Annotated in this window: 10 protein-coding genes; 5 read left to right on the top strand and 5 right to left on the bottom strand. The window is 59.1% G+C overall.

Features of this window, described 5'->3' with window-relative positions; all coding sequences use genetic code 11:
- Window positions 1-149: 149 nt before the first annotated feature.
- Window positions 150-758: a DUF2026 family protein gene (locus AGR2A_RS13665; RefSeq protein ID WP_072494721.1), complete on the top strand. Its 609-nt coding sequence runs from the start codon at window positions 150-152 to the stop codon at window positions 756-758.
- Window positions 759-928: 170 nt separating this feature from the next.
- On the opposite strand, the gene AGR2A_RS13660 is transcribed toward AGR2A_RS13665, so the two are convergent.
- Together AGR2A_RS13660 and AGR2A_RS13655 are read right to left on the bottom strand one after the other, a co-directional pair.
- Window positions 929-1,978 carry a bifunctional monoglucosyl/glucuronosyl diacylglycerol synthase gene (locus AGR2A_RS13660; protein WP_004443066.1) on the bottom strand — a complete coding sequence of 350 codons (1,050 nt, stop codon included), beginning with the start codon at window positions 1,976-1,978 and terminating at the stop codon, window positions 929-931.
- A gap of 138 nt (window positions 1,979-2,116) precedes the next feature.
- Window positions 2,117-3,037: a sugar kinase gene (locus AGR2A_RS13655; protein ID WP_072494720.1), complete on the bottom strand. Its 921-nt coding sequence runs from the start codon at window positions 3,035-3,037 to the stop codon at window positions 2,117-2,119.
- A gap of 155 nt (window positions 3,038-3,192) precedes the next feature.
- On the opposite strand from AGR2A_RS13655, the gene AGR2A_RS13650 reads away from it, so the two are divergent.
- The 3 genes from AGR2A_RS13650 to AGR2A_RS13640 all read left to right on the top strand — a co-directional run bounded on the left by AGR2A_RS13650 (window position 3,193) and on the right by AGR2A_RS13640 (window position 6,126).
- Window positions 3,193-4,857, top strand: coding sequence for an alpha-glucosidase family protein (locus AGR2A_RS13650; protein ID WP_072494719.1), 1,665 nt, complete (start codon window positions 3,193-3,195; stop codon window positions 4,855-4,857).
- Complete coding sequence (aac(6'), locus tag AGR2A_RS13645) at window positions 4,854-5,309, top strand: aminoglycoside 6'-N-acetyltransferase (RefSeq protein WP_072494718.1); 456 nt, start codon at window positions 4,854-4,856, stop codon at window positions 5,307-5,309. The genes AGR2A_RS13650 and aac(6') overlap by 4 nt, the downstream gene beginning before the upstream one ends.
- 121 nt (window positions 5,310-5,430) lie before the next feature.
- Window positions 5,431-6,126 carry a hypothetical protein gene (locus AGR2A_RS13640; RefSeq protein WP_234797400.1) on the top strand — a complete coding sequence of 232 codons (696 nt, stop codon included), beginning with the start codon at window positions 5,431-5,433 and terminating at the stop codon, window positions 6,124-6,126.
- 67 nt (window positions 6,127-6,193) lie between these two features.
- Here the strand turns inward: AGR2A_RS13640 and ade are convergent, their stop codons facing one another.
- Entirely contained in the window at window positions 6,194-7,888 is a 1,695-nt protein-coding gene (gene ade, locus AGR2A_RS13635; RefSeq protein WP_072494716.1) for an adenine deaminase, read from the bottom strand.
- A 276-nt stretch (window positions 7,889-8,164) separates the two neighbouring features.
- Between ade and AGR2A_RS13630 the strand changes: the two genes are divergently transcribed.
- On the top strand, window positions 8,165-9,109 hold the full coding sequence (locus tag AGR2A_RS13630; protein ID WP_035211098.1) for an HD-GYP domain-containing protein: 945 nt from the start codon (window positions 8,165-8,167) through the stop codon (window positions 9,107-9,109).
- On the opposite strand, the gene AGR2A_RS13625 is transcribed toward AGR2A_RS13630, so the two are convergent.
- Both AGR2A_RS13625 and AGR2A_RS13620 read right to left on the bottom strand, forming a co-directional pair.
- Complete coding sequence (locus tag AGR2A_RS13625) at window positions 9,106-9,615, bottom strand: GNAT family N-acetyltransferase (RefSeq protein WP_072494715.1); 510 nt, start codon at window positions 9,613-9,615, stop codon at window positions 9,106-9,108. The two genes, AGR2A_RS13630 and AGR2A_RS13625, sit on opposite strands and share 4 nt — an antisense overlap.
- On the bottom strand, window positions 9,615-11,804 hold the full coding sequence (locus tag AGR2A_RS13620) for an anthranilate synthase (protein ID WP_022556731.1): 2,190 nt from the start codon (window positions 11,802-11,804) through the stop codon (window positions 9,615-9,617). The genes AGR2A_RS13625 and AGR2A_RS13620 overlap by 1 nt, the downstream gene beginning before the upstream one ends.
- Window positions 11,805-12,019 lie beyond the last annotated feature (215 nt).

Here is a 12,019-nt window from a genome sequence, read left to right as displayed (position 1 = left end):
CGTGTTGTGTGTGTTGTGTTTTGTGTTGCAAGCTCTCCGTATATCGCTGGCCTAGCCCCCTCATCCCGCTGCCGCGGACTTCTCCCCCTCGGGGAGAAGAAACAAGCGGCGGACGCTCATCCAACGCCTTGTTTTGAAGAGTAAAAATCATGCTGATCAAGCAGACCGACTATCAGCGGATCTACCGCGTCATCAACAGCCTGCTCCTCGCCCAGAACGCCGATCCCGCTTCGGCCTCGATGTATTTCAGCACTTTCGGCGCCTTCATCCTGCAGCAGCACTACAAGGTGAAAGCGGTGCCGAAGGGCGGGCTTGCGGCCTATAATCTTGGCGGAAAGGTGCTCCTGTTCGCGGATCATCGCGACGATGGTTACGTGACAGGTGCGGGCGAGAATTTCCACTGCTGGATCGAGGCCGATGGCTGGGCGATCGATTTCATGGCGCCGGCTTTTGCCGATAGCGCCCGGGGGCTGTCGGTGCCGGCGAAAATGTTCCAGCGGCCACTCTCCGCCATGGCGTCATCCATCAACGATCTCGGCCAATCCGGCGATTTCTTCTATCGTTCGGAGCCGGAAGCAACAGCCAAGCGCTTTGCCGAATGGCACAAACAGGCGGCGATCGGAGATATGGCAAGCGTCGCCGCCAACTGGTTCCGCAAGTCACCCAAGCAGATGGCCGCATCTCTTTCGGTCAAGGACCGAGACGGAAAGGAACGGGCCGTGCCGCTGACGGGCGAATCTCTGGTCGGTGCCTGGTAGGCACCGGTTTATCGGACTAAAGGACGGCCAGCGTAATCTCGCGGCAGCCGCCTGACGTCAATCAGCAGCCCGACCCCGTTCTAAAGATAACGGCAGTCGCGTCCTGATCGCCTTGTGACATTCCCGATCGGTTTCGTCCACTATCCCTGAAGAAAATCTCGGGGATCGACTCATGCAAGTTGGGAGCGGGAGAGCAGCGGCAGCGATTTGCCAGCGGCATGAATGACATTGTCGAGGAATTGCCTGGATGCCTTTTCCCAGCTGTAGCTCCTGGAGAGCGCCAGCGCCGCCTGGGGCGAACAATGAAGGGCGGCAAGACAGGCATCGCGAAGATTGTCGTCCAGCGCTCCGGCCGCCGGGTTGCCGCCAAGGATGTCGATTGGTCCGGTAACGGGGAAGGCGGCCACGGGCACGCCGCTTGCCAGAGCTTCCAGAATGGTGTTGCCGAAGGTGTCTGTCTTGGACGGGAAAACGAAGACATCGGCCTGCGCATAGGCGTCGGCAAGATCCTCGCCGGTCTTGACGCCGGTGAAAAGGACGTCAGGGTATTTTTCCTGCAATTCATGGCGGGCGGGGCCGTCGCCGATGACGACCTTAGATCCCGGCAGGTCGAGATCGAGGAATTCCGGCAGGTTCTTCTCCACCGCTACACGTCCCACGGTCATGAAAATCGGTCTTGGCAGGTCGAAGGGCAGCTTTGCCTTCGGGCGGGGATGGAAAAGCTCGGCGTCGATGCCGCGGCTCCAGCGCTTGAGGTTGCGCACGCCGCGCGCCTCCAGTTCTGTCTCAAGGCTTGGCGTCGCCACCATGCAGGTATTGCCGCCATTGTGGAACCAGCGCACGAAGGCATAAAGCCAGCTTTCCGGCACGGGAAAGCGCGCCGCCACATATTCGGGGAAGCGGGTGTGATAGCTGGTTGAAAAACGCATGCGGTTCTTTACGCACCAGCGCCGCGCCATGAAACCCAGCGGCCCTTCTGTGGCAATATGCACGAAGGAGGGCTGGCTTTTTTCGATCTCCGCCGCCACGCGGCGATAGCCGGCAACCGAAAGGCGGATTTCCGGATAGGTGGGGCAGGGAATGCTGTAAAAACTCTGCGGCGTCACCATGCGCACGTCGACGCCGAGCCGCGCGAGTTCGGTATTGGTGTTTTCGATCGAGCGAACCACGCCGTTGACCTGCGGGTGCCAGGCATCTGTGACAATCGTGATTCTCGTCATGAACACCGATCCTGCTCATCTGCGCACGGGCGAATCCCCATTGCCCGGCTTCCGCCCGTATATGCGGCGCGCTTGTTACAGGATCATGTCAGGGTCTGTGACGGCTGCAAAACCTTGTTTGCTGGCCGGGCGTGGCGGCTATCCGACGAGAGGGAGCAATTCGGGGCTGATCAGCGCGCCGTGGTGGCCAATCACGGTTGCGGCGGCCCTTGCCGCAAAGGTGGCCGCTTCCTCCGGTGAGTTACCGGTCACGTAGCGGGCAAGGAAGGCGCCGTTGAAACTGTCGCCGGCGCTCGTCGTGTCCACCACCTCAACGGCCTTCATCGCCGGGGCATGGCTGTGGCTGCCGCCAAAATCGAGTGTTGCGCCTTTGGCGCCGTCCTTCACAACGATGTTTTCAACACCGAGCGAACGGTAACGGGCAATGGTCGCTTCCACGGAGGTATCGCCGAAATGGCTCGCCTCGTCGTCGAAGCTCGGCATGACAAGCGTCGCGGCGCGGGCACCATTGGAGATCGTCTCCAGCATGATGTCCTTGTCCGCCCAGAGGCGCGGGCGGATGTTGGGATCGAAGACCACGAGCTTACCGGCCGCCCTGGCGCGGCGCAGTTCCGCAAGGAATGTATCGACATCATGGGCGGAGGCGAGGATGGCGAGCGTAATGCCGGAGAAATAGACCACGTCGGCGTTTTCGACCGTTTTGCGCAGGTGGTCCGCGTCCGCAGCGAGCTGTCTTGCCGCCGCGGCATTGCGCCAGTAGCTGAAGGTGCGTTCGCCGTCTTTCAGGTTGATCAGGTAAAGGCCGGGCGTGCCGCCCTTGATGCGGCGGATTTTTTCCGTGCCGATGCCGGCTTCCGCAATGAATGCCAGCATGTCTTCCGAAAGCGGATCGTCGCCGACTGCGGTGAAATAATCGACGGACCAGTCCTCCGGCAGGCAGGCGCGCGCATACCAGGCGGTATTGAAGGTGTCGCCGGCAAAACCCTTACGCAGCAGCCCGTTGCCGGCCTGCGACAGTTCCACCATGCATTCGCCAATCGACAGAAATCGTCCGCCCACGCCGTCATCCTCCCGTTTTTTCCAGCCATGCGGCTTACGACGAGTGCGCGCTGCTGACAAGGTGGTTTTGGCCGTTTGTGCAGGTGCGAAGTTAAGGTTTACGCGGAGGCGGCTGCTTTATATTCTCTCCGTCAGACACGATCAGGAGATTGCCGATGACGTTATCCCATGCCCCGGTCCACAAACCCCAAGCGCAATCGGACTGGTGGAAGGGAGCGGTGATCTATCAGGTCTATCCGCGTTCGTTTCAGGACACGACGGGCGACGGCTATGGTGATCTCGCCGGCGTGACCAAGCGCTTGCCATACATCGCCTCGCTCGGTGTCGACGCAATCTGGCTTTCGCCCTTCTTCACCTCGCCCATGGCGGATATGGGCTATGACGTCTCGGATTATTGCAATGTCGATCCGCTGTTCGGCACGCTCACTGATTTCGATGCGCTGATGGCCGAGGCGCATCGTCTCGGCTTGAAGGTCATCATCGACCAGGTCATCTCGCACACGTCGGACCAGCATCCATGGTTCGTGGACAGCCGGGCGAGCCGGACGAACAGCAAGGCTGACTGGTATGTGTGGGCCAATCCCAAACCGGACGGCACGGCACCGACGAACTGGCTTTCAGTTTTTGGCGGGCCGGCCTGGGAGTGGGATGGCGTGCGCAAGCAATATTACATGCACAGCTTCCTGACGTCACAACCGGACCTGAACTTCCACAATCCCGAGGTTCAGGATGCGCTGCTGGAAACGGTACGCTTCTGGCTGGATCGCGGCGTGGACGGTTTCCGGCTCGATACCGTCAATCACTATTTCCACGACAAGCTCCTGCGTGACAACCCGCCGCTGTTCGACGAGGAAAGCTTCGGGCTCGACGCTTCGGACGTCAACCCCTACGGCATGCAGGACCATCTTTATGACAAGACCCGGCCGGAAAATATCGGATTCCTGAAGCGCTTCCGCGCACTGCTCGATGAGTATGAGGGCCGCGCCACCGTGGGTGAAGTTGGTGACGGCGCGCGATCGTTGAAGACCGTTGCTGCTTACACGTCCGGCAACGACAAGCTCAACATGTGCTACACCTTCGACCTTCTGGGACCGGATTTCACCGCCAAACACATCCGCGGGTCGGTCGAGACTTTCGGCAAGGTGGTGACGGACGGGTGGGTCTGCTGGGCCTTCTCCAACCATGACGTGGTGCGCCATCTCAGCCGGTTTTCGGAAGGCGCCGAAGAACAGACGCGGGTTGCCAAGCTTGCCATCTGCGTTCTCGCCAGCCTGCGCGGGTCCATTTGCCTCTATCAGGGCGAGGAACTTGGCTTGACGGAGGCTGAGCTGGCTTTCGCTGATTTGCGCGACCCCTATGGCATCCGCTTCTGGCCAGCCTTCAAGGGGCGCGATGGATGCCGCACCCCGATGGTGTGGGAAACAGGCAAGCAGAATTCCGGCTTTTCGACCGCTGAAAAACCGTGGCTGCCGGTGCCCTATGCGCATGCCATGCACGCCGCGGATGCGCAGGAACGAAGGCCGGACTCGATACTGAACCATTACCGGGCGGTTCTGTCGTTCCGGAAAAGCCATGGCGCGCTGCGTGACGGGGACATGACGTTCCTGAAAACAAATCTCGACGTGCTGGCCTTCACGCGTCACAAGGGCGAGCATACGCTGCTTTTCGTTTTCAACCTGACGCGCAAGCCGGTGGAGTTTCCCATCCCCAGGGGCATGAACGTGACGACAATCCTGCCGATGCCGGGTTTCGAGCCGCTGTTTGATGGCGGCATCGTCAAGCTTGAGGGGCTGGACGTGTTTTGCGGGAGCGTTGAATGAGCGGGACTTTCGACGTCCGAAATGCTGGCGACTATCCGGATGACTGGTGCCTTCTGCGACACCGTCTCTGGCCCGATACGGCGCCTGAAGACCATCGGGCTGAGTTGCAGGACGTTTGCGAAACCGGGGCTGGATTTATCGTTCACGATCTCGACGGATCGGCCATTGGTTTTGCCGAGGTCAGCCTGCGGCGGGATTACGTCAACGGCTGCGATACGTCACCCGTGGCGTTTCTTGAGGGAATCTACGTGGAGGAGGCGTTTCGCAGGCAGGGCGTCGCCGCCCTTCTGGTGGAGCAGGTGACCCGCTGGGCCATCGACCAAGGCGTCAGCGAACTTGCCTCCGATGCCGATATCGCCAATCTCAGCTCCCATCGCATGCATGCGGCCCTGGGATTTGAGGAAACGGAGCGCGTCGTTTATTTTCGCAAGTCGCTGATCCCGAAGCGATAGGCTGCCTGTGCTGATCCGCGAAGAGTCTCTGGCTGCGGGGCGGGTTGCCACCGCCGCATGTGACGTCATGGCTTTGTCTTAACGTCGTAACGAAGCTATTTAAGTATATTCATAATTTAGAATGTTTATATTATCGTTTTTCCTCCGCATAAATAATGGTTTCGCATTTATTTCGGCTGTACTGCAAGTCCTGGGCAAGCTTTCGGCGTCAAACATCGAGTCCTGCATATTTCCATCACCACTCGTTAGTGAAGCAGAAATTGTCATGTCCGTTTCAATCAAGAATTTCAATCAGCCCAACAGCGGTAATACTAGATCCTCAGGCGGCAAAGCCAAGGCTGCCCTTCCGTCCATCCGCGATGTATTTCCTGCCGGGAAATCGGCGGCCCGCACATCCTCATCGACACCAGCGGCAAAAACCTCTTCGGCCGACTATATCGCGTCGCCCGCTTTCATGCGGAATCTGAAAGCGAAGCTCGCGTTGGCTGGCGACGATCCGGCGCAATATCTGCGCGCCCGGGCAATGGTAGGCGCTCTCGAGCGCGGGGCCCTGCAGGTTACCAATCCCACTCAGGGTAAAACGATCAATGCGTGGGATCCCAACCAGAAAAAAGCAACGCCGACCACAGCTACCGATACCGCCAAGACCAACTGGGTCGACTTCCTCAATACTCAACTGAAGCGCAGCGAAGACGGTGCGCTTTCCAAGGACGGAAACGGGAGTTATGTCGAAAAGGCGACGGGAAAAAATGCCTATTTCGGCAGGGTCGCGGGCAAATATTATTATGTCACCTGGCCTGCGGAGACGAAGGCATGAGGCCGCGCCAGCGGCCTCAAAAACGGAGGCGAAGCGTTCTTCGCTGCCGCTAGTCGCCAAGCCACCATCAGATCAGCGCAAACCGGTCCACATCCACCATGCCCATGTCGGAAATCTTGAGATGGGGGATGACGGGCAGGGGCAGGAAGGCGACCTGAAGGAAGGGTTCTTCCAGCGTGGTGCCCAGCGCATAGGCTGCTTTTCTCAGGGTGTGCAGCGTATCGCGAACGGTCTCGTAGGGTTCAAGGCTCATCAGCCCGGCGACGGGCAGAGCGATTTCGCCTGTCACCCTGCCGTCTTCCACCACGACAAAACCGCCCTTGATTTCGCCCAGCCGGTTAGCGGCCAGCGCCATGTCGTCTTCGCTCACCCCGACAACGCAGATATTATGGCTGTCATGACCGACGGTGGAGGCGATGGCGCCCTTTTTCAGGCCGAAACCTTGAACGAAACCATTGGCATGGTTGCCGTTCTTGCCGTGGCGTTCGATGACGGCGACCTTGATGATATCGTTTTCGAGATCGACGGTGGTCTGGTTGCCGTCCGTCGGCAGCCTGTAGCGGCGGTGCTCGGTAATGATTTTGCCGGGAAGCACGCCCATGACAGGGCTTTCGCCTTCCGTGACCGGCACGCCAAAATGCGAGGTGAGCACGGGTCTCGCCTTGACGCTGTCGAGACCGACCGGTGCGACCGGTTTGCGCGTGGCAAAGAGCGCATCGTTGACGATCCGGCCGCCGGAAAGAACCATGCTGGCTTTGCAGCTTTCCAGGCTGTCGATCACCACGAGATCGGCGCGCCAGCCCGGCGCGACCAGGCCGCGATCGCGCAGGCCAAAGGCTTTGGCGGCGGAAATAGAGGCGGCGCGATAGATGGCGAGCGGTTCCACGCCGCTGGCGATCGCGGTGCGGATCATGTAGTCGAGATGGCCCTGTTCGGCGATGTCGAGCGGGTTGCGGTCATCGGTGCAGAGTGCCAGATAGGGCGACAGCCGCTCGGTTATGATGGGCATCAGGGCATGCAGGTCTTTCGAGACCGAGCCTTCGCGCACCAGAATGTGCATGCCCTTGCGGATTTTCTCCAGCGCTTCCGTTGCACTCGTGCATTCATGCTCGGTGCGGATGCCGGCAGCGAGATAACCGTTCAGCGCTGTTCCGGAAAGAAGCGGTGCGTGCCCGTCGATATGCTGGCCCTGAAAAGCCTCCAGCTTCGCCATGCACACCGGGTCCTTGTGGATGACACCTGGGAAATTCATGAATTCAGCAAGGCCGATGACCTTCGGGTGGTTCCGGAACGGCAGCAGCTTTTCAATCGGCAGGTCGGCGCCAGCGGTTTCCAGGTGAGTGGCGGGCACGCAGGAGGAAAGCTGCACGCGGATGTCCATGATGGTTTCCATGGCGCTGTCGAGGAAGAACTGAAGCCCCTCCACACCGAGCACATTGGCAATTTCATGCGGGTCGCAAATGGCGGTGGTGACGCCATACGGCAAAACGCAGCGATCGAACTCATGCGGTGTCACCAGCGACGATTCGATATGGAGATGCGTATCGATGAAACCGGGGACGACGATTTTGCCGGAAATATCGATTTCCCGGTAACCCTCATAGCTTTCACCGGTTCCCACGATCGTATCGCCACAAATGGCGATATCCGAGGCAACGAGTTCTCCGGTGACGAGATCGAAGAAGCGGCCGTTCTTGAGAACCATGTCTGCCGGTTCACGGCCCGTACCCTGGTCGATGCGCTTTTCAAGTCTGGAATTCATGCGGCTTTCTTCGGCTCCTGATTTACGTCGTATGCGAGAATCTTCATTATTTACATTCGAGGGTTGTTTCTGGATCTATTCGAATTGATTATTTGAGTTTTAAATATATCGAGAGTAAAAAATTTTCATATTTGTGGTATCTAATCTTCGAGGTTCAAGTTTAGGCGGGATTGGGAAGGCTTGACTTCACCTTTATAGTTCATCCGGTTGTGCGCCGGCATTTTTACGAATTGCGGTTTTAGGTTATATTCCCGGGAAGGAAAATAAAAGCGTCTGATGCTCAAACGAATTTCCACCCAGCAACTGACACTTGGCATGTTTATCGAAGCGGTCGAAGGAACGCTTTCGAATCAGGGATTTTTAAAGCGGCACCGCTTTCTTTTGCGGCAGGAGGAATTGATGCGGCAATTGAAATCAAGCGGCGCTGAAAGCATCATCATCAACACGGCCAGGGGATACGATACCGAAGGCGGCAGGCGTTCGGCTGCGGTTTCGCTGGCGCCGGACAATTGCCCGGAAACCATTGCCGCCGTAACCCATGCGGTCCGATCAGCCGCAGGCACTATTTCCGAGACCTTTGCTTCCGCAGAAGCCGGCGGCCTTGTGTCGCTGAAGGGCATGGCGGCGGCGGCGGGCAAGATTTCCGATGCCGTACAGTCGAACCCGGCGATCTTCATCGGGGTCACCCGCCTGAAATCGAAAGATGAAACGACTTTCGTGCACTCGGTTTCCGTCAGTGGGCTGATGATCCTCTTCGGTAATTATCTCGGGCTCGACCGCGGAACGGTCGATCTGCTCGGCGTCAGTGGCCTGCTGCATGATATTGGCAAGGTGGAAATCCCCTCGTCCATTCTCAACAAGGCGGATGGGTTGAGCACCGACGAACGCAAAATCATCAATCTCCACCCGGCATTCGGGCGGGAAATATTGTCGCGAAACGAGCAGATGCCTGAGATGGTGCTTGATGTCTGCTTCAATCATCATGAGCGAATTGACGGCGGCGGTTATCCCAGCGGGCGTGCCGGCAGCGAGATCAGCCTTTACGCGCGTATCGCGGCCATCTGCGACGTTTACGACGCCGTGACTTCGGTCAGACCCTACAAGAAGCCATGGACGGCGAATGACGCGCTGACCTGGATGCTGCGTCGGGAGGGACATTTCGACCTGCAGCTGCTGAAGAAATTCGCGCTTTGTATTTCCGCTGCGCTGCCGAGGGGTTAGTTGCCGAGGATGATCGCCATGTTCAGGCTGTCGATATAGCGCCCGTCGATCAGAACGGCATCGCGGGCCCGGCCCTCATGCACGAAGCCGATTTTTTCGTACAGCGCTATCGCTCTGGCGTTGTCCGCATGCACGCTCAGCTCGACACGATGCAGCCCGCCTTGACGGGCGGAATCGAGCGCTCGCCGCATCAGCTGCGCGCCAAGTCCCTTGTCACGGTAGGCTGGTAGGATACCAATGCCGAGTGTGCCGCAATGGGCGCGGGTTACTCGGTCCTGGCGGCGAATGTCGCACCAGCCCGCCACTTCGCCATCCGCAATCGCTACAAATTGCGGATGGTTGTTCTCGATCATGTCGAGAACGAAGGCGCGTACCGCATCGAGCGGCGGCGCCTCCAGGAAGCTCAGATATTTCCGCTCGCGCGATACCGCATCGAGCGCACGGTGAAAGCTCTCAACGTGCTCCGCCCGTATCGGCTCGATGTTGGTGGTGTCCGCGGCAGCCATCACGCGGCTTTCGTCTTCGCCTTGCGGGTCAGATGCACCACCACGTTCTCGATCATGCGCATGCCGGCGTCCTGGCCAAGCGTCATGATCGATTCCGGGTGGAACTGAACGGCAGCCACGGGTTCCTTGGCATGTTCGATGCCCATGATCGTGCCGTCCTCGCTTTCGGCCGTGATGATGAAATCACGCGGCAGGGTGGAGGGGTCGGCAAAGATCGAGTGGTAACGGCCAACGGTCACTTCCTTGCCGAGACCGGAGAAGACGAGGCCCGGTTCCAGCACGCGGATGCGCGAGGGTTTGCCATGCATCGGCACCGCAAGCTGGCGAAGCTCGCCGCCATAGGCTTCCGCCAAAGCCTGAAGGCCGAGGCAGACGCCGAAGACCGGCAATTCGCGGGCGCGGGCCGCCTTGATCGTCGCCTTGCAGTCGAAGTCCGTCGGGCTGCCCGGTCCGGGGGAAAGCACGACGAGATCGGGCTGGAAGCGATCGAATACGTCGGCTGCGACCGGCGATCTGACGGTGGAGACGGTCGCACCGGTCTGGCGGAAATAATTCGCCAGCGTGTGGACAAAGCTGTCTTCGTGATCGACAAGCAGGATCTTCACACCGGTACCGACCTTAGCCGCATCGCGCTTGGTGGACGCGGCGTTGGTGGCTTTCGCGTCGCGAATGGCTGATATCATGGCGGACGCCTTGAGTTCGGTTTCGGCTTCTTCTTCCTGCGGATTGGAATCGTTGAGCAGGGTCGCACCCGCACGCACCTCGGCAATGCCGTCCTTGATCCGGATGGTGCGCAACGTAAGTCCGGTGTTCATGTCGCCGTTGAAGCCGACCATGCCGATGGCGCCGCCATACCAGGCGCGCGGGCTCTTTTCATGGCCTTCGATGAAGCGCATGGCCCAGAGCTTCGGTGCGCCGGTGACGGTCACGGCCCAGGCGTGGCTGAGGAAGCCGTCAAAGGCGTCCATATCGTCCCGAAGGCGGCCTTCAATGTGGTCCACCGTGTGGATGAGGCGCGAATACATCTCGATCTGGCGGCGGCCAATGACCTTGACCGAACCGGGTTCGCAGACGCGGCTCTTGTCGTTGCGGTCCACATCCGAACACATGGTCAGTTCGGACTCATCCTTCTTCGAGTTGAGCAGCTTCAGGATCTGCTCGCTATCGGCAATCGGATCGTCGCCGCGCTTGATGGTGCCTGAGATCGGGCAGGTCTCGATGCGGCGGCCGGAGACGCGCACGAACATTTCCGGCGAAGCGCCGACCAGATATTCCTGATGGCCGAGATTGATGAAGAAGGAGTAGGGGGACGGGTTGATCGCCTTAAGGCGGCGGGAAATCGCCGATGGGTTGCTTTCGCAGCGTTCCATGAATTTCTGGCCGGGGACGACCTCGAACAGATCGCCGCGGCGGAAGCTTTCCTTGGCCTTCACGACAAGTTCGGAATATTCGCCGGGACGGTGATCGCCCTTGGGCGGGATCGTATCGGTTGTCTTGAAGGGATCGGGCGCGATGTCGGAGGACTTGCCGTCCGTCGTCACGCCGCCCTTTTCGAAATCGTAACGGTCGATCCAGGCCTTGGCGGAATAGTGATCAACGACCAGGATTTCATCGGGCAGGAACAACACCATGTCGCGCTGGTCTTCCGGGCGCGCCAGCGACAGTTTGATGGCGTCGAACTGGAAAGCGAGGTCGTAACCGAAGGCGCCGAACAGGCCGATTGCCGAATCCGCGTTCGAATAGAAGAGGTCGACTATGGCGCGCAGCGCAGTGAAGACGGTCGGGATTTTTGAGCGTTCTTCTTCGGTGAAGACGCGGTCCGGTTCGTTGACGGTAAGATCAAGACGACGCGTGGTGGAAGCGCCGAGCGTGAGATCGGGCGTCGCCTTCAGCTTTTCGGTGATGAAGGAAAGCAGTACTTCGCCGCGGCCATTATAGGCCTCAATCCACATCTTGCGGCCAAAACAGGAAATTCCGAGCGGTGGGTCGATGATGGCCGTGTCCCAGCGCGTGTAGCGGCCGGGATATTCATAGTTGGACGAGAAAACTGCGCCGCGATGGGAATCGAGCTTTTCGACATAATTGTCGATGGCGTTGGCATAGTCGGCAGGCCGGCGCTTTCGGCTGACCTTGATGCCGCCTTTCGTCTCGTAGGTTTCCGCTCCGTCATCCTGAATGATCGTTACCATTTCTTTCGCACTTCCCGTTGTTCAGGCCCGATGACAGGCGGCAAGATAACAAAAAAGCCGCCTGAAAATTCGGGCGGCTTGGACTTTGTCTGAAGACATGACTGGTCAAGGCCGCGTAAAGCTGCTCCACCACCAGTTAGCAATGTTCTTAGACACGATGTTCATGCGAAAATTGTTAGCGTGCACGATCCGCCTTGGCAAGCGGATTTCGGCAG

This window comes from Agrobacterium genomosp. 2 str. CFBP 5494 (assembly GCF_900013495.1).
GTDB lineage: Bacteria > Pseudomonadota > Alphaproteobacteria > Rhizobiales > Rhizobiaceae > Agrobacterium > Agrobacterium pusense.
This window is presented reverse-complemented; position numbering and strand designations above follow the sequence as displayed.

Coding starts and splice junctions, on each gene's coding strand:
- AGR2A_RS13665 (WP_072494721.1), top strand. CDS start 150: ATGCTGATCAAGCAGACCGACTATCAGCGGATCTACCGCGTCATCAAC.
- AGR2A_RS13660 (WP_004443066.1), bottom strand. CDS start 1,978: ATGACGAGAATCACGATTGTCACAGATGCCTGGCACCCGCAGGTCAAC.
- AGR2A_RS13650 (WP_072494719.1), top strand. CDS start 3,193: ATGACGTTATCCCATGCCCCGGTCCACAAACCCCAAGCGCAATCGGAC.
- AGR2A_RS13640 (WP_234797400.1), top strand. CDS start 5,431: ATGTTTATATTATCGTTTTTCCTCCGCATAAATAATGGTTTCGCATTT.
- ade (WP_072494716.1), bottom strand. CDS start 7,888: ATGAATTCCAGACTTGAAAAGCGCATCGACCAGGGTACGGGCCGTGAA.
- AGR2A_RS13630 (WP_035211098.1), top strand. CDS start 8,165: ATGCTCAAACGAATTTCCACCCAGCAACTGACACTTGGCATGTTTATC.
- AGR2A_RS13625 (WP_072494715.1), bottom strand. CDS start 9,615: ATGGCTGCCGCGGACACCACCAACATCGAGCCGATACGGGCGGAGCAC.
- AGR2A_RS13620 (WP_022556731.1), bottom strand. CDS start 11,804: ATGGTAACGATCATTCAGGATGACGGAGCGGAAACCTACGAGACGAAA.